At 65.3% G+C, this 23,096-nt stretch carries 20 protein-coding genes and 1 tRNA gene; 5 read left to right on the top strand and 16 right to left on the bottom strand.

The genetic code is table 11. The features are described from left to right. Positions 1–48 precede the first annotated feature (48 nt). Positions 49–2,211 carry an excinuclease ABC subunit UvrB gene (uvrB, locus tag ACWDSI_RS18570; RefSeq protein ID WP_449757411.1) on the bottom strand — a complete coding sequence of 721 codons (2,163 nt, stop codon included), beginning with the start codon at positions 2,209–2,211 and terminating at the stop codon, positions 49–51. A gap of 64 nt (positions 2,212–2,275) precedes the next feature. Here uvrB and ACWDSI_RS18565 point away from each other — a divergent pair, with 64 nt between their 5' ends. Beyond that, on the top strand, positions 2,276–2,803 hold the full coding sequence (locus ACWDSI_RS18565; protein ID WP_449757410.1) for a DUF402 domain-containing protein: 528 nt from the start codon (positions 2,276–2,278) through the stop codon (positions 2,801–2,803). A gap of 29 nt (positions 2,804–2,832) precedes the next feature. Here the strand turns inward: ACWDSI_RS18565 and ACWDSI_RS18560 are convergent, their stop codons facing one another. From ACWDSI_RS18560 to rpsA, 3 genes are all read right to left on the bottom strand, one after another. Continuing rightward, positions 2,833–3,240 carry a hypothetical protein gene (locus tag ACWDSI_RS18560; protein WP_449757409.1) on the bottom strand — a complete coding sequence of 136 codons (408 nt, stop codon included), beginning with the start codon at positions 3,238–3,240 and terminating at the stop codon, positions 2,833–2,835. A gap of 96 nt (positions 3,241–3,336) precedes the next feature. Continuing rightward, positions 3,337–4,536 (bottom strand): dephospho-CoA kinase, encoded by a 1,200-nt coding sequence (gene coaE, locus ACWDSI_RS18555; protein ID WP_449757408.1) that lies wholly within the window; start codon positions 4,534–4,536, stop codon positions 3,337–3,339. Positions 4,537–4,641: 105 nt separating this feature from the next. Continuing rightward, complete coding sequence (gene rpsA, locus ACWDSI_RS18550) at positions 4,642–6,114, bottom strand: 30S ribosomal protein S1 (protein ID WP_449748832.1); 1,473 nt, start codon at positions 6,112–6,114, stop codon at positions 4,642–4,644. 254 nt (positions 6,115–6,368) lie between these two features. Here rpsA and ACWDSI_RS18545 point away from each other — a divergent pair, with 254 nt between their 5' ends. Both ACWDSI_RS18545 and ACWDSI_RS18540 read left to right on the top strand, forming a co-directional pair. Next, the gene (locus ACWDSI_RS18545) at positions 6,369–6,920 is read left to right on the top strand and encodes a 2'-5' RNA ligase family protein (protein ID WP_449757407.1); all 552 of its coding nucleotides are present in this window, start codon (positions 6,369–6,371) and stop codon (positions 6,918–6,920) included. Then, entirely contained in the window at positions 6,920–7,780 is an 861-nt protein-coding gene (locus ACWDSI_RS18540) for a class I SAM-dependent methyltransferase (protein ID WP_449748830.1), read from the top strand. The genes ACWDSI_RS18545 and ACWDSI_RS18540 overlap by 1 nt, the downstream gene beginning before the upstream one ends. A gap of 27 nt (positions 7,781–7,807) precedes the next feature. Here the strand turns inward: ACWDSI_RS18540 and ACWDSI_RS18535 are convergent, their stop codons facing one another. Genes ACWDSI_RS18535 through ACWDSI_RS18525 form a run of 3 tightly spaced genes read right to left on the bottom strand, consistent with a single transcriptional unit; the run spans position 7,808 to position 10,467 of the window. Further along, a complete protein-coding gene (locus ACWDSI_RS18535; RefSeq protein ID WP_449757406.1) occupies positions 7,808–8,581 on the bottom strand; it encodes an amino acid ABC transporter ATP-binding protein in 774 nt (257 codons plus the stop codon). Next, on the bottom strand, positions 8,568–9,530 hold the full coding sequence (locus ACWDSI_RS18530; protein WP_449757405.1) for an amino acid ABC transporter permease: 963 nt from the start codon (positions 9,528–9,530) through the stop codon (positions 8,568–8,570). The genes ACWDSI_RS18535 and ACWDSI_RS18530 overlap by 14 nt, the downstream gene beginning before the upstream one ends. A gap of 4 nt (positions 9,531–9,534) precedes the next feature. Further along, the gene (locus ACWDSI_RS18525) at positions 9,535–10,467 is read right to left on the bottom strand and encodes an ABC transporter substrate-binding protein (RefSeq protein WP_449757404.1); all 933 of its coding nucleotides are present in this window, start codon (positions 10,465–10,467) and stop codon (positions 9,535–9,537) included. A gap of 264 nt (positions 10,468–10,731) precedes the next feature. Here ACWDSI_RS18525 and ACWDSI_RS18520 point away from each other — a divergent pair, with 264 nt between their 5' ends. Further along, the gene (locus ACWDSI_RS18520; protein ID WP_449757403.1) at positions 10,732–11,997 is read left to right on the top strand and encodes a lipase family protein; all 1,266 of its coding nucleotides are present in this window, start codon (positions 10,732–10,734) and stop codon (positions 11,995–11,997) included. Positions 11,998–12,010: 13 nt separating this feature from the next. On the opposite strand, the gene ACWDSI_RS18515 is transcribed toward ACWDSI_RS18520, so the two are convergent. The 9 genes from ACWDSI_RS18515 to ACWDSI_RS18475 form a co-directional block, all read right to left on the bottom strand. Continuing rightward, a complete protein-coding gene (locus ACWDSI_RS18515; RefSeq protein ID WP_449747021.1) occupies positions 12,011–13,099 on the bottom strand; it encodes an isocitrate/isopropylmalate dehydrogenase family protein in 1,089 nt (362 codons plus the stop codon). Beyond that, positions 13,083–15,872 (bottom strand): DNA polymerase I, encoded by a 2,790-nt coding sequence (gene polA / locus ACWDSI_RS18510; RefSeq protein ID WP_449757402.1) that lies wholly within the window; start codon positions 15,870–15,872, stop codon positions 13,083–13,085. Before polA ends, ACWDSI_RS18515 begins: the two co-directional genes overlap by 17 nt. 42 nt (positions 15,873–15,914) lie before the next feature. Beyond that, positions 15,915–16,487 carry a GNAT family N-acetyltransferase gene (locus ACWDSI_RS18505; protein ID WP_449757401.1) on the bottom strand — a complete coding sequence of 191 codons (573 nt, stop codon included), beginning with the start codon at positions 16,485–16,487 and terminating at the stop codon, positions 15,915–15,917. A 35-nt stretch (positions 16,488–16,522) separates the two neighbouring features. Further along, positions 16,523–17,293, bottom strand: a complete 771-nt coding sequence (locus tag ACWDSI_RS18500; RefSeq protein WP_449747024.1) for an ABC transporter ATP-binding protein — start codon at positions 17,291–17,293, stop codon at positions 16,523–16,525. Continuing rightward, positions 17,277–18,248 carry an ABC transporter ATP-binding protein gene (locus ACWDSI_RS18495; protein WP_449747025.1) on the bottom strand — a complete coding sequence of 324 codons (972 nt, stop codon included), beginning with the start codon at positions 18,246–18,248 and terminating at the stop codon, positions 17,277–17,279. Before ACWDSI_RS18495 ends, ACWDSI_RS18500 begins: the two co-directional genes overlap by 17 nt. Then, a complete protein-coding gene (locus ACWDSI_RS18490; RefSeq protein ID WP_449757400.1) occupies positions 18,245–19,468 on the bottom strand; it encodes a branched-chain amino acid ABC transporter permease in 1,224 nt (407 codons plus the stop codon). Before ACWDSI_RS18490 ends, ACWDSI_RS18495 begins: the two co-directional genes overlap by 4 nt. Next, a complete protein-coding gene (locus ACWDSI_RS18485) occupies positions 19,465–20,511 on the bottom strand; it encodes a branched-chain amino acid ABC transporter permease (protein ID WP_449757399.1) in 1,047 nt (348 codons plus the stop codon). The genes ACWDSI_RS18490 and ACWDSI_RS18485 overlap by 4 nt, the downstream gene beginning before the upstream one ends. A gap of 82 nt (positions 20,512–20,593) precedes the next feature. Further along, complete coding sequence (locus ACWDSI_RS18480; protein ID WP_449757398.1) at positions 20,594–21,820, bottom strand: branched-chain amino acid ABC transporter substrate-binding protein; 1,227 nt, start codon at positions 21,818–21,820, stop codon at positions 20,594–20,596. A 166-nt stretch (positions 21,821–21,986) separates the two neighbouring features. Then, on the bottom strand, positions 21,987–22,610 hold the full coding sequence (locus tag ACWDSI_RS18475) for an ANTAR domain-containing response regulator (RefSeq protein ID WP_449747235.1): 624 nt from the start codon (positions 22,608–22,610) through the stop codon (positions 21,987–21,989). Between the two features lie 147 nt (positions 22,611–22,757). Between ACWDSI_RS18475 and ACWDSI_RS18470 the strand changes: the two genes are divergently transcribed. After that, positions 22,758–22,831: transfer RNA gene (locus tag ACWDSI_RS18470), tRNA-Leu, on the top strand. The last annotated feature ends 265 nt before the right edge of the window (positions 22,832–23,096 follow it).

The raw sequence follows: 23,096 nt of genomic DNA, 5'->3' as shown, positions 1-23,096 counted from the left end.
TCGGCAGAATAGTGCGCAGCGGCCGATTTGTCCGCTGATCCGGCCGTGTCACTTGATCCCTGCGGCGTCCATGCCGCGCAATTCCTTCTTCAGATCGGCGATTTCGTCGCGGAGGCGCCCGGCGAGTTCGAACTGCAAATCGCGTGCCGCGTTCATCATCTGGTCGGTGAGTTGCGCGACGAGATCGGCGAGTTCGGCGCGCGGCATGGCCGACACATCCCGCTTCTCGATGACTCCGGCGCTCGCCGACCGCGACTTCGACACTTCACCCTGGGCGCGGCGCCCACGACTCGCGTTGCGTCCGGACCCACCGACCTCGACCGGCGCGTCCTCCGCCTCTCGGTAGACCTGGTCGAGGATGTCGGCGATCTTCTTGCGCAACGGCTGCGGGTCGATGCCCTTCTCCTTGTTGTAGGCAACCTGCTTGGCGCGCCGGCGCTCGGTCTCGTCGATGGCGTTACGCATCGACTCGGTGACCGTATCGGCATACATGTGAACCTCACCGGACACGTTGCGCGCGGCCCGGCCGATGGTCTGGATCAGCGAGGTGGTGGACCGGAGGAAACCCTCCTTGTCCGCGTCGAGGATCGCCACCAGCGAGACTTCGGGCAGGTCGAGTCCCTCGCGCAGCAGGTTGATGCCCACCAGCACGTCGTACTCGCCAGATCGCAACTGCCGCAACAGTTCCACCCGACGCAGCGTGTCCACCTCGGAATGCAGGTAACGCACCCGGATACCTAGTTCGAGTAGGTAATCGGTGAGATCCTCGGCCATCTTCTTGGTCAGCGTGGTCACCAGTACACGTTCGTCGCGTTCGGTGCGCTCCCGGATCTCGTGAACGAGATCGTCGATCTGGCCCTTCGTGGGTTTGACGACGACCTCGGGATCGACGAGACCGGTGGGCCGGATCACCTGTTCGACGAATTCGCCGTTGGACTGACCGAGTTCATAGGGGCCCGGTGTGGCCGACAGGTACACCGTCTGCCCGATGCGGTCGACGAACTCGTCCCAGGTGAGCGGTCGGTTGTCGACGGCCGAGGGCAGCCGGAAGCCGTAGTCGACCAGGTTCCGTTTGCGGGACATGTCACCCTCGTACATGCCGCCGATCTGGGGCACCGTGACGTGGGATTCGTCGATGACGAGCAGGAAGTCTTCGGGGAAGTAGTCGATGAGGGTGGCCGGCGCACTACCTGCGGGCCGTCCGTCGATGTGGCGTGAGTAGTTCTCGATACCGGAGCAGAAGCCGACCTGACGCATCATCTCCAGGTCGTAGCTGGTACGCATCCGCAGGCGTTGGGCCTCGAGCAGTTTGCCCTTGGCCTCGAGATCGGCGAGCCGCTCCTCGAGTTCACGCTCGATGCTCGACATCGCCTTCTCCATACGCTCGGGTCCGGCGACGTAGTGGGTGGCGGGAAAGATCCGCAGCGAGTCGACCTGCCTGATCACGTCTCCGGTCAGCGGATGCAGGTAATACAGCGCCTCCACCTCGTCACCGAAGAATTCGATGCGCACCGCGAGTTCTTCGTAGGACGGGATGATCTCGACGGTGTCGCCGCGCACCCGGAAGCTGCCGCGGGTGAAGGAATGATCGTTGCGGGTGTACTGCACGTCCACCAGCAGCCGCAGCAGTGCGTCACGGTCGATCTCCTCCCCCACCTCGACCTCGACGGACCGGTCGAGGTACGACTGCGGGGTACCCAGACCGTAGATGCACGAGACCGACGCGACCACCACCACGTCCCGGCGCGACAGCAGGCTCGACGTGGCCGAGTGACGCAGCCGCTCGACGTCGTCGTTGATCGACGAGTCCTTCTCGATATAGGTGTCGGTCTGCGCGATGTACGCCTCGGGTTGGTAGTAGTCGTAATACGAGACGAAGTACTCGACCGCGTTGTTCGGCAACATGTCGCGCAGTTCGTTCGCGAGCTGCGCGGCCAGGGTCTTGTTGGGCGCCATCACCAGTGTGGGGCGCTGCACCCGCTCGATGAGCCACGCCGTGGTGGCCGATTTTCCCGTGCCGGTGGCGCCGAGCAGGACGATGTCCTTCTCGCCGGCCGTGATCCGGCGCTCGAGGTCGTCGATCGCGGCGGGCTGGTCACCGGCGGGCTCGTACTCGCTGACGACTTCGAACGCCGCCTCGGAGCGTTCGATAGCGCCCACCGGCCGGTGCTCGGAGTGCGCAAGAACCGGGTGCTCGGTAGCAAAAGCCATATCGCCAGGGTAGACGCGGGGTGTGACAGAAATGTTCCGGTGAGCCGGCCGGTACCCTCATCGCATGATTCACCCGCCCAAACGCGAGGTCTTCGACGTCCCGGCCATGACGAACACCGACAACAAGGGCTTTGTCCGCGAGGTCGACGAGTACCGGGAGACCGGCTTCGGGCTGTACATGGCGCGCCCCACCCCCGACCATCCGCGCTTCTTCTACTTGGAATCGTGGCTACTGCCCGGATGCGGTCTGCGGGCCAACATCTTCCATTTCATGCCCGGGCACCGGCCGGGACAGCGGCTCTACCTCGACGTCGGCCGGTTCAACGGCCCTGACGAGCACGGACGCTGGCATGCCACCGACTGGTACCTCGACCTCGTCGATGTGCCCGGAACGCCCCTCGAGATGATCGACGTGGACGAATTGTTCGAGGCGCACGCCGCGGGGCTGATGAGCACCATCGACTGCCAGGAGGCCGTCGCGATCGCCGCGCGTGCCCTGGTCGGGGCCGCCGAGCACGGCCACGACGCACAGTCCTGGCTCGATGCGGCCGTCGGCGGTCCGGTGACTTTTCGTGATGCGTCGGTGGACTGACCCGTCGTGGGTCGGTGTCGCGGGTCAGGTCAGAAGACCACGCACGAACTACCGGTGTAGAAACCCTGCTGCACAGTGAAGGTGCCGACGGTGTACTCGTTGCCCTGAGTCACCGTGATGGTGTATTTCCCTGTCGCCGTCGGAACCCAGAATCCGGTGGCCTTGCCGCCGTTGGGCTTTTCCGACGCGAACGGGGCGCCGTTGGCCTTGAAGATCACGTTCTCGGTGCCGGTGACCTCGGCGACCACCCCGTAGCCGCATCCGACACCGTACTTGCCGTCCTGCGACCCGAACAACGCCGAATTCTGGATCTTTGCGCTGGTGACGGTCGCCGAAGCCGGCGCCGCAGTGCCGACACCGAGCGCCGCTGCGCCGAGTACCGCGATGCCGCCCGCCAGAATCCGTGTGGCGCGAGTCGGGTTGTTGATGCCTGTCATCCGTGCTCTCCTCATCGTCGACCGTAGGCGCGCGGTGCGCCCGTTGATGCGAGGCTAGATCGGGAGCAGGCACGAAAAGTGCTGTTCAACCCGATTTCAGGGCTCTTGTCGTCCGAACGATCCACGCCAGGCCGCGATCCGCGGATACACCTCGTCGAACCACGGTTCCTTCGCGGCCACGTACACTTCGGGGTCGCCGTCGGCAGCGTCGAAGGCCGCGCGTTTGATCGCGGTGTACTCCTCCCGCGCTGCGGCGTCGGCGCGTAACCAGTCACGGAAGTCGATGGCGAATCGCTGCCCGGGCGAACCCGCGGCCCGCAGGTGCACGTTCACCGGACGGCCCGGATCGGCAGCGCCGTGGAGCCGCTTACCCCAGGCGCCCGCATCCACCGATCCGGTCGCGGGATCGGGTTTGGGGTTGTCGCCCTCGATTCCCGGCATCCGGGGGAATCCACCGTCGGCCAGTGTGTCGGCCAGGGCGTCGGCGACGTCGAGATCGGCGACGGTCACCTGGATGTCGATCGTGGGTTTCGCGGCGAGTCCGGGGACGGCGGTCGACCCGATGTGGTCGATGGCCGACGCCTTGTCCCCGACCAGCGCCCACAATCGGTTCACCAGCCGCGAGCCCAACTCAGCCCAGGCGGGATCGGGTTCGGCGAGGACCACCGGGCCGGACGCCACGGTGCGGGAGCGCACGTTCGCCTCGTAGGGAACAAGCCTGTCGTCCCACAACACGGCCGCTGCATCGGCCAACTCGCCGGGTGTCCCCGAGTTGTCGAGCCAGACGTCGGCGACCGCGCGTCGCTGCTCATCGGTGGCCTGCGCCCGGATGCGTGCTCTGGCGTCGTCCTCGGGCATGCCACGCAGTTCGGTGAGCCGTGTGACGCGCAGTTCCTCGTCGGCGCCGACGATGACGACGAGATGGAAGAACGGCGCCATGTTGCCTTCGACGAGCAGCGGGATGTCCTGCACCACAATCGCATCGGCGGGTGCCTGCTCGAGCAACTCCTGGGTGCGCGCACCGACGAGCGGATGGGTGATGGAGTTCAGGGTTGCGCGGCTCTCGTCGTCGACGAACGCCTTTGCCGCCAGTGCCGGCCGGTCGAGCGAACCGTCCTCGGCGAGGATGTCGTCACCGAACGCTTCGACGAGTGCGGCCAACCCGGGAGTGCCGGGCTTCACCACCTCGCGGGCGATCTTGTCGGCGTCGATGTGGTAGCCACCGCGCTCCACGAAGGTCGTCGCCACCGTCGATTTGCCGGCCCCGATGCCGCCGGACAGTCCCAGCCTGATCATCGTTCCAGTTTGGCAAATGCCGCCACAACGCCGAGACCCCCTCCCGGAATGCGGGAGGGGGTCTGGCGGTGGTGAGTTGTTCAGCGCACCATCTGCGTCAAGCGATCAGGCGTTGCCCGACAGCTTCTCGCGCAGCGCGGCGAGCTGCTCGTCGCTGGCCAGTGAACCGCCGGTCGACGGTGCGCTGGACGACGAGGTAGAACCGCCACCGCGGTTCTCCGATGCCGACGAGTAGTCCGACGGGGCCTTCTCCGCCTCGGCGGCCGCCGCGGCGAACTTCTCGATCTGGGCGGTGTGCATCTTGTGGCGACGCTCGGCCTCGGCGTACCGGGCCTCCCACGCCTCACGCTGCTTCTCGAAGCCTTCGAGCCATTCGTTGGTCTCGGCGTCGAAGCCCTCGGGGAAGATGTAGTTGCCCTGCTCGTCGTAGCTGTCGGCCATGCCGTACTTCGACGGGTCGAACTCCTCGGTGTAGTCCTCGTTGGCCTGCTTGAGGCTCAGCGAGATACGACGACGCTCGAGATCGATGTCGATGACCTTGACCATCGCGTCGTCGCCGACGGAGACAACCTGATCGGGCACCTCGACGTGGCGCTCGGCCAGCTCCGAGATGTGCACGAGGCCCTCGATGCCGTCGTCGACGCGGACGAACGCACCGAACGGAACCAGCTTGGTGACCTTGCCCGGCACGATCTGACCGATCGCGTGGGTGCGGGCGAACTGACGCCACGGGTCTTCCTGGGTGGCCTTGAGCGAGAGCGAGACGCGCTCACGGTCGAGATCGACGTCGAGCACCTCGACGGTGACCTCGTCGCCCACGGTGACGACCTCGGACGGATGATCGATGTGCTTCCACGACAGCTCGGACACGTGGACCAGGCCGTCGACGCCGCCGAGATCGACGAACGCACCGAAGTTGACGATCGACGAGACGACGCCCTTGCGGACCTGTCCCTTCTGCAACTGGTGCAGGAACTCGCTGCGAACCTCCGACTGGGTCTGCTCCAGCCAGGCGCGGCGCGAGAGCACCACGTTGTTGCGGTTCTTGTCGAGCTCGATGATCTTGGCCTCGATCTCCTTGCCGATGTACGGCTGCAGATCGCGGACGCGGCGCATCTCCACCAGCGACGCCGGGAGGAAGCCGCGCAGGCCGATGTCGAGGATCAGGCCGCCCTTGACGACCTCGATGACGGTGCCCTTGACGGCCTCGTCCTTCTCCTTGAGTTCTTCGATGGTGCCCCAGGCGCGCTCGTACTGAGCCCGCTTCTTGGACAGGATCAGGCGGCCTTCCTTGTCCTCCTTGGTGAGAACCAGGGCTTCGACCTCGTCACCGACGTTGACGACCTCGGAAGGATCGACGTCGTGCTTGATCGACAGTTCACGGGAAGGGATCACGCCTTCGGTCTTGTAACCGATGTCGAGCAGAACCTCGTCGCGGTCGACCTTGACGATCGTCCCTTCCACGATGTCACCATCGTTGAAGTACTTGATCGTGGAGTCGATGGCGGCGAGAAAGTCCTCGGCCGAGCCGATGTCATTGACGGCTACTTGCGGCGAGGTGATCGTGGGGGACGACATATGTTGAGTTGCTCCGGACAGATATGTAGTAGGTACAGTTCTTCGTGGTTGGGACGGCATGTCCGCGAACACCCGCGACGGGCGTCGGAGACGCTCGACAAGGTGTTCACCCAGGGCACCACACTCCGGTGACGCCAAGGTGAAGGCATGCTGAACCGCGCGACAACGAGCTCACGCGCTTTGTCAAGCCTACTCCACCCGCGTTGTGCTGGGCAAATACCTGTCCGGGCGGGCCCGCTGTCACACTGGACGCCGTGGCGCACTCGGTGGAACTCCTGCTCGATGAGGCGACCGACCTGCAGATTCGGCGGCAGTGGGACCTCCTCCGGGACGCCGGTCTTCCCAGTCAGGCGACCGTCGACTCGGCGACCAACCGCCCGCACGTCACGCTCGTCGCGGCTCACCGCATCGACCCGGGCATCGACGCAGCGCTCGCGACGGTCGCGCTGCGGCTGCCGTTCACCGCCGTCGTCGGCGCACCGATCGTCTTCGGAACCGGCCGCACCCGAACTCTCGCGCGACTCGTGGTGCCGTCGACCGAACTGCTCGCCACGCACGCCCAGGTGGTGCGACTCGCCGCAGATCACGTCACGGACACCGACGGCACCGGCTCGATGCTGCCGCACTGCCGGCCCGGACACTGGACGCCACATGTGACCCTGGCCAGGCGTGTCGCCACCGAACGTATCGGAGAAGCCATCGCTGCCCTCGGGAACCTACCTGCGCTCCACGGACGGTTCGCGGCGCTTCGGCGCTGGGACAGCGACGCCCGTACCGATCACCTGCTCGCCGGACGGGAGTGCTGATGACCGACCCCACGGACGATCCGGCTCCGTCCACCACGCCACCACGCCTGCTCGGCGACATCGACTCCTCGACCAGCGAACGCGCCAATCGTCGCTTCTGGGACGGTGAGACGGTCGAGTACCACCGCATCCACCGGGACTACCTCGGTGAGGACGTCCCCGGCGGTGACTTCCTGTGGTGTCCGGAACGGTTGAGTGAAGCCGAGGCCGGCCTGCTCGGCGACGTGACGGGACGCGACGTGCTCGAGGTGGGCTGCGGGTCGGCACCGTGTGCGCGGTGGCTTCGCGCCCGCGGCGCCGAGGTGATCGGCCTGGACCTTTCGCACGGGATGCTCGCCCATGGTGTCGGTGTGATGGATCGCCTCGGTGAAGCCCGGGTACCACTGGTCCAGGCCACCGCCGAAGCATTGCCCTTCGCCGACGCGTCCTTCGACACGGCGTTCTCGTCGTTCGGTGCCATCCCGTTCGTCGCCGATTCGGCGCGCGTGATGCGTGAGGTGGCACGTGTGCTGCGGCCGGGCGGCAGGTGGGTGTTCTCGATCAATCACCCGATGCGCTGGATCTTCCCCGACGACCCGGGACCCGCCGGTCTCACCGTCGCAATCCCCTACTTCACCCGCACGCCGTATTCCGAGGTGAACGACGACGGAACCGTCACCTACGTGGAGCATCACCGCACCATCGGCGATCGCGTTCGTGAGATCCGTTCCGCCGGAATGATTCTCGACGACATCGTGGAGCCCGAATGGCCCGACGACCTCGACCGGGAGTGGGGACAGTGGAGTCCGCTTCGCGGACAGTACTTCCCGGGTACCGCGATATTCTGCGCACACAAGCCGACGGGGCCGACCGACGGTTAGCGCAGCCGTCGGTCAGCCAACCGAAGGTCAGAGCAGTTTGGACAAGAACGTCTTGGTGCGTTCGTGCTGCGGATTGGCGAGCACTTCTCGTGGGTCACCCTTCTCGACCACCACCCCGCCGTCCATGAAGACGAGCTGATCGGCAACCTCACGGGCGAAACCCATCTCGTGGGTCACCACGAGCATCGTCATCCCGGACGCCGCGAGTTCGCGCATCACCCCGAGCACGTCACCGACGAGTTCCGGGTCGAGCGCCGAGGTCGGCTCGTCGAACAGCATCAGCTTGGGGTCCATCGCCAATGCTCGGGCGATGGCTACGCGCTGCTGCTGACCGCCCGACAGTTGCGCCGGGTAGGTGTCGGCCTTGTCGGCGAGGCCGACGCGGTCGAGAAGGTCCTTGGCCCGCGCGACGGCGTCGTTCTTCTTCTGCCTTTTGACCTGGGTGGGCGCCTCGATCACGTTCTCCAACGCGGTGCGGTGCGGAAACAGGTTGAAGTGCTGAAACACCATACCGATGTCGCGGCGCTGTTTGGCGGCGTCCTTGGGGCTCATCTCGTAGAGCTTGTCGCCTCGCTCGCGGTAGCCGATCAGGTCGCCGTCGACGTAGAGGCGGCCGGCGTTGACCACCTCCAGATGGTTGACGCACCGCAGGAAGGTCGATTTTCCCGACCCGGACGGCCCGATGAGGCAGAGCACCTCGCCGCGCGCCACCTCGAGGGTGATGCCCTTGAGGACCTCCAGCGACCCGAAGTTCTTGCACACCCGGTCGGCGAGCACCATCGGTTGCTCAGCGGCGCTCATCGCTCTCCTCTTCGGTGATCGGCGTGTTCAGTGCATTCGCCTGCGCCTTGAGTTGGCGGGCCGTGAGCTGCCTACTGGATCCCTTCGAGTAGTAGCGCTCCAGGTAGTACTGCCCCACCATCAGCACGCTGGTCACAGCCAGGTACCAGGTGGACGCGACGATCAGCAACGGTATCGGCTGGAAGTTCACTCCGGAGATGTCGCGGGCACGGCCGTAGAGCTCACCGGTGAACGGCACCGCCGCCACGAGGCTCGTGGTCTTCAGCATGCTGATCACCTCATTGCCGGTCGGCGGGATGATCACTCGCATGGCCTGCGGGAGCACGGTGCGTCGCATCGTCTGCGTCCACGACATGCCCAGGGCGACCGAGGCCTCGGTCTGTCCCTCACCCACCGACGACACTCCGGCGCGAACGATCTCGGCCATGTACGCGGCCTCGTTGAGTGCGAGTCCGATCATCGCGAACACGAACGCCGAGTACAGGTCCTGGATGTCGAAGTGGGCGAACTGCACGACGAACGGGATCCCGATGTCGATGCGCTTGTAGATCGACGGGAACAGACCCCAGAACACCAACTGGACGTAGACAGGTGTCCCACGGAACACCCAGAGGTAGACCCAGGATGTGTACCGCAGCACCGGGTTCGGCGATAGGCGCATCACCGCGAGCAGGACGCCAAGGATGACCGCGATGAACATCGACAAGACGGTGAGGACCAGCGTGTACCAGACACCGGACAGGATGCGGGTATCGAACAGGTACTTCGCGTAGGTGCCCCACGCATACGCATCGTTGGTGGCCGCTCCATAGACGAACAGAGCAACCAGGATCAGTACGATGACCGCTGCGATCCATTGACCCGGATGACGCAGCGGGACGGCCTTGATCGGTGCGGGCTCGGTGGACTCCGGGCCCGCACCGATGGGGCCTGTTGACGGCGACGTCACGTACTCAGCTGACCGCGCCGTTGATCACCGAAGTCTGGATCGATCCCGCTTCGATACCCCAGTGGTCGACGATCTTCTTGTACTGGCCGTTGTCGATCAGATACTGAACCGCTTGCTGCAGAGCCTTGCTCAGCGACGATCCCTTCTTCACGGGGTATCCGTAGGGCGCCGAGTCGAAAACTCCGCCGGCGGCCTCGAGTTTGCCGTTCGAGCGCTTGATGGCGTAGGCGGTGACCTGCGAATCGGCGGACATGGCGTCAACCTTGCCGAGGATCAGTGCGTTGGTCGCCTCATCCTGGCTGTCGAACTTCTGCTTGTCGATGGCGGGCTTACCCGCATCGGTGCACGCCTTGCTCTTTGCCGGGATCTCGTCGGTGTCCTCGTAGGTGGTGGCCTGCACCGCGACCCGCTTGCCGCAGGCATTGTTCGGATCGATGCCCGCACCCTTTTGCTGAGCCCACTGCACACCGGACGTGTAGTAGGTGACGAAGTCGACCTGCTGTTCGCGTTCTTTGGTGTCGGTGAAGGACGACATGCCCACGTCGTAAGTGCCCTGCTGGACCGACGGGATGATCGTGTCGAACTTGGCTTCCTTGTAGACGGGCGTGAGACCGAGTACGCCGCCGATCGCGTTCATCAGGTCGACGTCGAAGCCGATGATGTTGCCGTCCTTGTCCTTGAACTCGTCGGGTGCGTACGGGACGTTCACGCCGACCGTCAGTTTGCCCGAGTTCCGGATGTTCTCCGGAACGAGAGCCGCGATCGACTCGACCTTGGCCACCTCGACCGAGGTCGGCGAGATGTCGGCGCCCAGTCCTTCACCCGAATCATCGTTGTTCGAGCATCCCGCCAGGACCATGGCGACCACGGCCATCAGAACCGCGAGAATGAACGGAAGTCGCTTTGAGCCGGCCCTGAACGATCGGAGATCGCGCATCACAGTCCCTTCGTGCCCCGCGCTCCGGAGCAGCTGTCACAGTTGTGGCGACCCCGTGTCCCCACCCCGGGGAACTATAATGGCTCGGCGCCCACTTCACCGGCGAGTTACGCAGGATTTACCGACCGCCCGAAGGCGTGGGACGCCGCCGGGGCGGCGATCCAGCGGGCGCGCCGCCGGGAGTCGCCGCGCGGCATTCCGACATTCTTCTGATTTCGCATTCACGTAGATGCTTATCTGAAGATTCCCGGTTAACATCCGTCCGTGAGAAACAAGTTGACCATCCTCGTGATTCTGCTGGCGGTATTCGTCACCGGTTTCGGGGCACTCCTGAGCACGCCCGGAAAGGCCGCGGCCGCGCCGCTCGCCCCGCCGTCGCATGACCCCTTCTACTCCACCGATCGAAACCTGCACAAGGTGTCGCCGGGGGCCCCGCTCAAGACCCGTGTGGTTCAACTCGCATATGGCGACAAGCGTTTTCCGGCGGTCGCCACGCAGATTCTGTTCCGCACCACCGATCAGTTCGGCATCCCCACCGCGGCGGTCACCACGATCCTCGAGCCTCCGGTGCCGGGTCCGCGCAAAATCATCTCCTATCACTCCCCCTATGACGCGCTCGGCTCACAATGTGATCCCTCCTATGCCCTTCGCGGCGGTAATACCGGACGTGGACCGGAATTCGACGACATCACCATTTCCTCGATGCTCGCCCAGGGGTACACCGTGGTCGTGCCCGATTACGAGGGCATCAAGATGCGCTGGACGATGGGCCGTGAATCGGCACAGACCGCGCTCGACAGCATCCGCGCGTCCGAACGCCACCTGCGACTGCCCTCGTCGACACCCGTCGGCCTCTTCGGCTACTCGGGCGGTTCGGTTCCGACCGGTTTCGGTGCGGACCTCGCCCCGACCTATGCGCCCGAACTCAACATCGTCGGCGCGGCCGCCGGCGGCGTGCTGGTGCAGCCCTCCCACAACCTGCCGTACGTGAACGGCAGCACGCAGTGGGCGGGTGTCATCCCGGCGTTGATGAACGTGTACAACGACGTCTTCGACCTCAACATTCAGCAGTTCCTGTCACCCAAGGGCAAAAGCGTGCTGGCGCAAACCCAGGGCCAGTGCCTGATCGACTTCGCCACGAAGTATCCCGGGCTCACCGACACCCAGCTTCTTCTCCCCCAGTACCCCGGACTGCTGACCGTTCCGGGCATTCCCGCCGCGTTCAACCAGAACATCATGGGCTGGGTGGGTAAACCGCGGAACCCGATGTTCCTCGGCGTCGGCAATGTCGACGGTATCGGCGACGGAATCATGATCGACGGCGACGTGCAGGGTCTGGCGACTCGGTACTGCCGAGAAGGAGTGCCCACCCAGTACAAGACCTATCCGAAGCTCAACCACTTCGAGGCGTTCTTGCCGTGGGCACCCGACGCCGAGGCGTTCCTCGCGGACCGGTTTGCGGGCCGCTCGGCCACCTATTGTTCTGGTATCCCGACCGGCAATCGGCTCGGTCCCATACCGACGAACTGACCGGTCTCCGCGTTTACGGCGCAGACGTGACGTGCGTGACGACGCCGGCCCCGAGATCGGCGGTGGTGGCCGTGCCACCGAGATCCGGGGTCAGCGTTGCGTCTGCGAGAACCGCGTCGACTCCTGACTCCATCCGTTCGGCCGCCCGGATCAGGCGATCGTCGCCGATGTGAGTACCCAACCATCGCAACGCCATCGACGTCGATGCGATGATCGCCACGGGATTCGCGATCCCCTGTCCTGCGATGTCGGGCGCTGCGCCATGGGAGGCCTGGGCCATCACCCTGGTGTCGGAGCAGTTGACCGATCCCGCCAGGCCGATCGACCCGGACAACTCCCCCGCGAGATCGGACAGGATGTCGCCGAACAGGTTCTCGGTGACCAGGACATCGAAGTCGGCGGGCCGGCGCACCAGCAGCGCGGCCATCGCATCCACGTGCTGCTCGTCGACCACCACATCGGGGTAGTCGGCCGCAACGGCGAGGCAGGCGTCGCGGAACAATCCGGTGGTCAGCGTGAGCACGTTCGCCTTGTGCACGATCGTGACGTGTTTTCCTCGATGCCGCGCGAGTTCGAACGCTTGGCGTGCGATCCGTTCGCTCGCCGATCGGGTGATCACTCCCACGGCGAGCGCGACATCGGGAGTGGGCATGAACTCGCCGGAGCCCACGGCCATGTTCCGGTCGGCGTAGAGCCCCTCGGAGTTCTCCCGGACGATCAGCACGTCGATGCCGGGTGCCACCGCGGGCACCCCCCGATGGGCGTGGCAGGGACGCAGATTCGCGTACAGGCCGAAGTGTTTGCGGATGAGGCCGCCCGGCGGTGCTTGCCGTCGAAACCGGTCCGGGTAGGCCGCGGAGTCGTGCGGACCCATCACCCAGATCGTCAGGCCGTCGAGGACGTCGAGAGTGCGCTGCGGAACGGGAACCCCCTCGCGTTCGATGGCGCCGAGTCCGATCGACGCGGGCACCCAGTCGAACGCGAATCCCTCCCGGGCGGCGGCCGCGTCGGCTGCCGCGACCGCCCACGGCACGATCTCGGGGCCGATGCCATCGCCGTCGAGGACCCCGATCCGCACTCGGTCGCTAGTGGGCTGCGTCATCCCACGACCTGCCGAAACCGACCGACACCTCGAGCGGCACGGATAGGTCGATCGCGCTACCCATCTCCTCGCGCACGACCTTCTCGGCCCGCTCGCGCTCGCCGTGGGCGACCTCGACGACGAGTTCGTCATGTACCTGCAACAGCATCCGGGATTTCAGGTTCTCGGCGGCGATCCGCTTGTGCACGTTGATCATCGCCACCTTGATGATGTCGGCGGCGGTGCCCTGGATCGGTGCGTTCAGGGCCATTCGCTCGGCTGCCTGACGCCGTTGCCAGTTGTCGCTGTTGAGGTCGGGCAGATAGCGCCGACGACCGAACAGGGTGGCCGTGTACTCGTTTCGACGTGCCTCCACCACCACGTCGTGGAGGTAGTCGCGAACTCCGCCGAATCGGTCGAAGTAGGCTTCCATCTGGTCTTTGGCCTCGTCGCGGCTGATGCGCAGCTGCGCCGCGAGGCCGAACGCCGACAAGCCATAGGCCAGCCCGTAGGACATCGCCTTGACGCGGTGACGCATCTCGGTGGTGACCTCGTCGATGGGCACCCCGAAGGCACGCGACCCCACGAAGTTGTGGAGGTCCTCGCCGGTGTTGAACGCCTCGATCAGCCCGGCGTCACCGGAGAGATGGGCCATGATGCGCATTTCGATCTGGCTGTAGTCGGCGGTCATCAGCGTCTCGTACGGTTTTCCCGAGCCGCCGGGACCGGTGTCGCTTCCGACGACGAATCCGTGGCGGATTTCCCTGCCCGCTTCGGTACGCACCGGGATGTTCTGCAGATTGGGTTCGGTCGACGAGAGCCGACCCGTCGCCGCGACGGTCTGATTGAACGTGGTGTGGATTCGGCCGTCGTCGGCAACGGACTTCAGCAGACCGTCGACGGTGACCTTCAGCCGCGTCGCATCACGGTGCTCGAGGAGGTAGGCGAGGAAAGGGTGCTCGGTCTTCTCGTAGAGCGTCTGTAGCGCGTCGGCGTCGGTGGTGTAGCCGGTCTTGGTCTTCTTGGTCTTGGGCATGTCGAGTTTGTCGAACAGCACCGTTTGCAGTTGCTTGGGCGAGCCGAGGTTGATCTGCTCACCGATCACCTCGTACGCCGACTCGGCGGCGGCACGGATGCGCTCGGAGAACGTCTCTTCGAGTTCGCCGAAATGCTCGACGTCGACGGCGATGCCGGCGGCCTCGAGGTCGGCCAGCACGAACAGCAGGGGCAGCTCCATCTCGGTGAGCAGCGGCTTGGAGTCGATCCGGTCGAGCTCGGTGTCGAGGGTGTCGGCCAGTTCGGCAACCGCGCGCCCTTCGAGCATCGCCTGCTCGGCGATCTTGCCCGCACCGCCGTCGTCGTCGAGGAGTGAGAGTTGCCCGGAGTCGGTGGCATCGTCTGCGCGCAGCTCGCGCCGCAGGTAGCGGAGAGCGAGATCGTCGAGATTGAAGGAGCGCTGACCCGGGCGTACGAGATATGCGGCGAGTGCGGTGTCGCTGGTGACGCCCGCAAGCGTCCACCCACGCGACCGGAGGGCGTGAATGGCCCACTTCGTCTCGTGCAGCGCCTTCTCGATGGCCGAATCGGCGAACCACTCGCCGAGCGCCTTCTCGTCGTCGGGTCCCAGCGCGGTGACGTCGACGTACCCCGACGTCCCGTCGGCCGCGGCGATGGCGACTCCGCTCACGTCGGCGCCGACGACCTGATGCGGCGCGGTCACGGTGAGCCCGCTGCGGCCGGTGCGCGCGTGCGCGTCGAGCCAGTCACGAACCTCGCCTTCGCCGAGGATCGAGCCGTCGAGCTCGAATCCCGCTTCCGCCTCAGGCTCCACCGAACTCAACGTCGAGAACAGCCGGTCGCGCAGCACACGGAACTCGAGGTCGTCGAAGAGGTGATGGATGCGGTCGCGATCCCACCCGACCATGGCCAGATCGTCGGGGCCCGACGGCAACTGCATGTCGCGGACCAGTTCGGTCAACTGCCGGTTGGTCTGCACCGACGCGAGGTGCGCGCGCAACGCGTCGCCGACCTTGCCCTTGACCTCGTCGACGTGATCGATGAGCGACGCGAGAGAGCCGTACTCACGAATCCATTTCGACGCCGTCTTCTCCCCCACCCCGGGGATGCCGGGCAGATTGTCGCTCGGGTCGCCGCGCAGCGCCGCATAATCCGGGTACTGCGTGGGTGTGAGGCCGTACTTCTTCTCCACCTCTTCCGGGGTGAACCGTGTCAAGTCGGAGACTCCCTTGCGCGGATAAAGCACCGTCACCGAGTCGTCGACCAATTGCAGGGAGTCGCGATCGCCGGTGACCACGAGGACCCGGTAGCCCTCGGCCTCGGCCTGCGTCGCGAGCGTGGCGATGATGTCGTCGGCCTCGTACCCCTCGATCGCCATGACCGGGATACCCAGCGCGTCGAGAACCTCCTTGGTGAGGTCGACCTGTCCGTTGAACTCGTCGGGAGACTTGGAGCGCTGCGCCTTGTAGTCCGGATACATCTCGGACCGGAACGTCTTGCGCGACACGTCGAATGCCGCGGCGATGTGGGTGGGCTCCTCGTCGCGCAGCAGATTGATCAGCATCGAGGTGAACCCGTACACCGCGTTGGTGGTCTGACCGGTCGCCGTCTTGAAGTTCTCCGCGGGCAGAGCGAAAAATGCCCGATAGGCCAGGGAATGCCCGTCGAGCAGCATCAACACGGGTCGGCGGGCCTTGCCGGCACCGCCCGCGGCGCGTGCACCGGTGGTAGCGGGCCTGGTCGATGCTGGGCCGACGGAACTCTGCGCTGGACTCACACAGGCGAGTCTAGTGACGACCGGTGACAGCCCATCGCCGACTCAGCCCGGCCGGTACATCGGCCACACGGTGGGCCCGTCGTGTGGCAACACCACCTCGCCGGTCACCTCGAAACCCCACCGCTCGTACAGCGGGATGTTGGCCCTGTTGGAACTCTCCAGATACGCCGGACCGGTGATGCGATCGAGTTGCGCCGCCAGCAGCGAGGTACCCACCCCACGCCCCGGGGTCACCGACCCCAGGAACGCCAGATACCAGTGCGGCTCGGAAGGCCGCTGCGGAGCGAAGAGGCGTTCGAGTTCGGTGCCGTACCTCACCCTGGTACCGATCGCGCCGATGAACCACGGCAGGGATCGCAGGACGTCGCGGGCCGACGGCTCGAATCCGGGAGGAGCGTCCCACACGGCGGCACCGGCGGGAATCCCGTCGCAGTAGGCAACCTCGATTCGGCCCCTCCGCCCGTGCCCGGCGCGAAACAGTGCGTCGAACAGGCGACGATGGCGACGCGTGTCTGGTTGGAGCCAGCGCACCACCGGATCGTCGACAAATGCTTGCGCGAGCAGCGACGCGGCGAGCCGCGTGTCGTCGGAGGACCGCACATCCAACTGGGTCACGCCTGCCACCGTACTGCCACTCCGCCTCGGCGAGGTCACGCCACCCCGAGGTAGGCCTCCCGCACCGCGTCGTCGACGAGCAGTTCCTTACCCGGACCCTCCTTGGTGATGGCGCCGGTCTCGAGGATGTATCCCCGGTCGGAACGGCTCAGCGCCTGCTGCGCGTTCTGTTCGACCAGCAGGATGGTGGTGCCGGTCTCGTTGATCTGCGCGATGATGCGGAAGATCTGCTGGATCACCATGGGCGCCAGGCCCATCGACGGTTCGTCGAGGAGCAGCAGGGTGGGTCGCGCCATCAGCGCCCGACCGATGGCCAGCATCTGTTGTTCCCCACCGGACATCGTGCCGCCGTACTGTTTACGGCGTTCACCGAGCCTGGGGAAGGTCTCGAAGACGTGGTCGAGGGCTGCGTTGTAGGCCGCCTTGTTCTCGAATTTCCTTCCGTAGCAGCCCATGTCCAGGTTCTCGAGCACGGTCATGCCGGGAAAGATGCGGCGTCCCTCGGGGACCTGGATGATTCCGCGCGACACGCGTTCATGTGGTGAGAGGCGGGTGATCGATTCGCCGTTGAAGCGGATGTCTCCGGCGCTGAGTTTGTTGAGCCCGGAGATGGCCCGCATCGTGGTCGATTTGCCGGCACCGTTGGCTCCCAGCAGGGTCACCAGTTCTCCGGCGCCAACGGCCAGGGAGATGCCGTGCAGCGCGCGGATGCGGCCGTAATGGACCACCACGTCGTCGATCTCGAGGACCGGCCTGGTCGACGGCGCATCGTGCGGAACGGACTGCTCCTCAGGCGATTTGGTCATCGGGTACCCCCAGGTAGGCGGCGACGACCGCCGGGTTGTCGCGGACTTCCTTCGGTGTGCCGTCGGCGATCTTGCGTCCGAATTCGAGTACCACGATGCGGTCGGTGACACCCATGACGAGTCTCATGTCATGTTCGATCAGCAGCACGGTGTAACCGTCGTCGCGGATCTTCTGGATCAGACCCATCAGCGCGGTCTTCTCACTCGGGTTGAACCCGGCCGCGGGTTCGTCGAGGCACAGCAGTTTGGGTTCGGTGGCCAACGCCCGGGCGATCTCGAGTCGACGCTGGTCGCCGTAGGGCAGGTTGGATGCCTTCTCGGCGGCGCGGGGGCCGATGCCCACGAACTCCAGCAGTGCCATGCCGCGGTCGACGGCGTCACGCTCCTCGTGATAGAGCCGGGGGGTACGGAAAATGCCGCTGAACACCGAACTCTTGTGCCGCGCATCGGTGCCGACGCACACGTTCTCCAGTGCGGTCATCTCCCCCCAGAGCCGCACGTTCTGGAAGGTGCGGGCGATGCCGCGCCGGGTGATCTTGTGCTGCTTCATCCGGCCGAGCGGGGCGCCGTCGAAGGTGACGGTGCCGCGACTGGGCCGGTATACGCCGGTGATGGCGTTGAAGCACGTGGTCTTGCCCGCGCCGTTGGGGCCGATGAGACCGAGGATCTCGCCGCGTTTGATGTCGAAGGTGACATCGTCGAGTGCGGCGAGCCCACCGAATTCGACGGTCAGTCCCTCCACGGTCAGCAATGGTTCGCCCAGTGCCGTGGCGATGTCGCGCTGCGGCGCGACAGCCTCGGCCACCGCCTCGGGGTCGGCCAGATCGGGATCGACGTCGGCCGGGTCGACGAACGTCGTGGCCTCCGGGTCGGATTCGGCCTCGGCGAGTTGCTCCTCGTTGTCGATGATCTCGTCGGGGACCCGATCCGGATCGTCGGGCAGACGATGGGTCATGCGTGGGCCTCCTCGCTGCCGGAAGGCGCGGGTTTCGGGTTGCGTTGCACCGCGGCGTACACCTGACGTCCGAACGTGACCAGACGCGCCCGCGCCGGGAACAGTCCCTGCGGGCGGAAGATCATCAGCACCACCAGGGCGACACCGAAGAACAGGTACTTGAACTCACTCAACGACTGTCCGCCCACCTCGACGCCCTGCACCCGCGCGGGCAGGTACACGATGATGAACGCGCCGGCGATCACCCCGAGCTTGTTGCCCTGACCACCGAGCACCACCGCACACAGGAACAGCATCGAGTTGATCACCGTGAACGCCTTGGGATCGATGTACTGCACCTGGCCGGCGTACACCGCGCCGGAGAGCCCGCCGATTCCCGCGCCGATGACGAACGCCCACAGTTTGTACTTGAACGTCGGCACACCCATGATCTCGGCGGCATCCTCGTCCTCGCGGATCGCCACCCACGATCGGCCGACGCGGCTGCGTTCGAGGTTGCCGATCACGATGAGCACGAGGATCACCAGCACCATGCCCAGCCAGTACCACCACACGCCGTAGTTGAGCGTCGAGGCGTTGTTGGCACTGGAGAACACCCCTTCGGGGTGTTCTGCGGAGCGGCCGACCTCGGGGAACAGCACGCCCTGCAGGCCGGAGGCGCCGTTGGTGACGTCGTCGAGATTGTCGGCGAGCAGCCGCACGATCTCACCGAAGCCGAGGGTGACGATGGCGAGGTAGTCACCGCGTACCCGCAGGGTCGGCGTGCCCAGGAGAAGACCGGTGATACCGGTGATGACGATGGCGAGCGGAACGCACGCCAGCCACGCCCACGGCCCCGAGAACAAGCCGTGGTCGGGGCTGTTCCACAGCGGACTCGACGGGCTGGTCATCAGGGCGACCACGTAGGCGCCGACGGCGTAGAAGCCGACATAGCCGAGGTCGAGCAGGCCGGTCTGGCCGACGACCACGTTGAGTCCGACGGCAATGAGTGCCGTCATCGCGAACGTGGCCATCACCACGCCGAAGTTGGTGGCGGTGGTGGTGATCAGCGGCGGCTTGATCACCGGAAGGGCTGCGAGCAGCAACAGCAGCGGAACGCCGATCAGCCACTGCTGCACACGCGGTAACCCGTTCCACCATCCGCGAATGGCGTCACCGATGCCGTGGGATTCATGCGCGTCCGGTGTGATGTCTCCGGCCGGGGTTTGCGCCGTGGTCATACCCTCGCCTTTCCTAGCTTCTCACCCAGGATGCCGGTCGGCCGGAACATGAGCACCAGTATGAGCAGCACGAACGCGACGACATCCTTCCACTGGTTGCCGAGTAGCACCGATCCGTAGTTCTCCATCACACCGAGAAGGAGACCGCCGAGCAGTGCGCCGCGCACGTTGCCGATGCCGCCGAGCACCGCCGCGCAGAACGCCTTGATGCCGAGGATGAACCCGCCGTTGTAGACGATGTTGGTCGGCACGCGGAGTGTGTAGAGCAGCGCGGCAGCGCCGGCGAGAAGGCCTCCGATGAGGAAGGTGACCAGGATGATCCGTTCCCGGGAGACGCCCATCAGCAGCGCGGCGTCGGGATCTTGGGCCACCGAACGGATACCTCGTCCGAGCCGGGTGCGGTTGATCATGAAGTCGGTGCCGAGTGCGAGCAAGATCGCCGACAGGATGATGATCATCGTCAGGTTGTAGACGGGGGCTCCGAAGAAGGTGAACTCCTGGACCGGATTGACCAGCCGGATGGTCGGCTGCGCGGTGGATCCGCCCAGTGGTGGGTCGATCGGCACCTTGGGCAGCACGTAGTGCACGAATTCCTGGAGCACGAATGACATGCCGATCGCGGTGATGAGGAAGGCCAACGGTTTGGCACCGCGTCGGCGTAGCGGGCGGTAGGCGATGAATTCCAGACCCACCGCGGCGCCGCCCGAGACGATCATGCCGCACAGTCCGGCGATCACCAGGTACACCACCGTCATCAGGGTGCCCTCGGAGTAGGTGTTACCCGAGGGAGTGAATCCCAGCAGCAGCAGGCCGATGTAGGTGCCGAACATGCCGAGCATGAACACCTCGGAATGCGCGAAGTTGATCAGGCGCAAAACACCGTAGACGAGTGTGTATCCCACGGCCACGAGCGCATACACCGCTCCGTAGGTCAGGCCCTCGATGGTCAGGCCCCAGAAGCTGTTGACCAGCGAATGCACGTCGAACGTGATGGTCGAGGCCACCGCCGTCGACGACTGGGCCACGAGAAATGTGGCGGTCATCGGTCCCCTTCACCGTATGAGTCACAGCACGAGGTGCGCCCGGACCGCTGTGTGTGGCGGCCGGGCGCACCTGGTGTGTGGGCTATTTGACCTCGTATACCCAGATCAGCGACGTGGACAGTTCACCCTTGGGTGTCCACGAGTACTGGCGGGCCAGGCCTGGGCCGCTGTACTTGCTGATGTACTCGAGCAGCTTGGGCCGGGTGTTGTTGCCTTCCGCGATGCCCTTCATCATGATGGCCGCGATGTCGTAGGCCTCCACGGAGTAGACGCCGGGCTCCTGGTTGAACGCCGCCTTGTACTGCTGCGCGAACTCCGACGGGGCCGGACCGCACGGGCACGACAGGACCGCACCCTTGGCGGCATCACCGGCCTGCGCGGTGAACTGCGGATCGTTGGCACCGTCACCCGAGACGAACAACACGTTCGGATCGGCGGACTTCATCTGCTGCGCGAGCGGCGCGGCCTCGGCGTAGTAGCCGGCGTAGAACACGGCGTCGGGCGATGCCCCGGTGACCTTGGAGATGATGGCCGAGAAGTCACGCTCGCCCTTCTTCACATCACCCGAGCAGTCGGAGTCCAGTGCCGATCCGAGTGCGCCCTTGACAGCCTTGGCGAGGCCGGTGCCGTAGTCGGTGTCGTCCTCGATGACACAGACCTTCTTCTTGCCCATGGTCCCGGTCAGGTATTTGGCGACCGCCGGGCCCTGCACATCGTCGTTGGCCAGGCCACGGTAGAACGTCTTCCAGCCGTTGTCGGTAAGTGTCGGGTTGGTGGCCGACGCGGTGACCGACACCAGGCCGGCCTGGTTGAAGATGCCGCCGGTGGCCTTGGTCTCGCCCGAGAAGGCGGGACCGATGAGGCCGATGATGGAGTCGTCGTTGGTGATCTGCGGCGCCACCTGGGTGGCCTTCTGCGGGTCGCCTTCGGTGTCGAAGCGCTTCAGGGTGATCTTGCAGTTCGGGTTGGCCTTGTTGTGCTGGTCGACCGCGAGTTGCGCGCCGTCGACGATGTTGATGCCCAGCGCGGCGTCGGCGCCCGTGAGCGCTCCGGCCATGGCGATGTTTGTCGGCTCGCAGGTGGCGTTGGTGGCCTGGCCCGGGTTGAGGGCGTCGGCCTCGGATACCTTGGGGGACTCCTTGCCCTGTGTATTGATCTGGGCGAGAGGCGAAATGGTGAGCCCAGAACCCGATCCCGCCGACCCGCTCGTTTCCGAGCCGGAGTCGGATGACTTACTGCTACATGCCGATACGGCGAGCACAGCGGCCAGCGTCGCTGCCAGCGCTGCCGTCGTCACACGACGGTGCATTTTCACTACCTCTCGTCCAGCCACCCGGCCCCCACGGCCGGGAGGTCTACTGAGGAGACCTTCGCTGAACATAGACCCAACATCCGGTGTGCGCGACGCATTGAGCGCAAACGCCCATGACAGGGGGCGTCGGGTTTTCACAGAATTTACGAGAGGTGCGACGGCGTCAGTCGCTGGGACCGAGGGTCTCCACCACCACCTGGGCGACGGCCTTCATCGTGGTACGACGATCCATCGCGGCGCGCTGTATCCACTTGAACGCCTCGGGCTCGGAGAGCGCCTGCTTCTCCATCAGCAATCCCTTGGCACGCTCGACGAGTTTGCGCGTCTCGAGCCGCTCCTGCATTGTCGCGACTTCTTTTTCGAGCGTCGTGAGTTCGTGGTAGCGACTCACGGCCACTTCGATGGCCGGGACGAGGTCGGTCTTGGTGAATGGTTTGACGAGATAGGCCATTGCACCGGCGTCGCGCGCCTTCTCGATGAAGTCCCGCTGGCTGAAGGCGGTCAGCATGACGACCGGCGCGAGCCGCTTCTGTGCGATCTCGGTGGCCGCGTCGATGCCGTCGCGGACCGGCATCTTGATGTCCATGATCACGAGGTCGGGCTTGAGACTCTCGGTGAGGTCGACGGCGATCTGTCCGTTGGGGGCCTCGCCCACCACGTCGTATCCCTCTTCGCGGAGCATCTCGATGAGATCCATCCGGATCAACGAGTCGTCCTCGGCAACCAGCACCTTGCGGGTCACCTGCTGCTCGACCTTGGCGTCGTCACTCTCGGCCACCGTCACCATTCCCTCTTCGCCCACGCTTGCGAGTGGCCACCACATCAAGGCCGGACAGCGCCGATGGTTGGCTCACCGATGAACCGAAAGCGTACCGCTTGGCGTCGCGGGCGGCCGATCATCTAGTGTTGTCTGTTGCGACCGACACGGCCGCGCGCCCTCGTAGCCCAATTGGCAGAGGCAACGGATTCAAAACCCGTCCAGTGTGAGTTCGAGTCTCACCGAGGGCACTTGAAACCCCTGCTCAGCAGGGGTTTTTTCATTCTCTACAGTGTCCCACGAACACATGCGTGGGACAGACGTGGGAAATGGCGGTGTCCTCACAACGGTATTTGTGACCTATCCGAACGGTTATCAACCATCGGAAGGACGCCCCTCGTGACCCGCCATTACGCGGCTGTGAACCGCCCCGGGTCTGTCGGAGGCTCTCGAACCTGTGAAGGATGGAGAGCATGGCAGCACCACGCAAGTACAGTGAGGAACTCAAGGACCGGG

This window comes from Gordonia sp. NPDC003429 (assembly GCF_053588575.1).
This window is presented reverse-complemented; position numbering and strand designations above follow the sequence as displayed.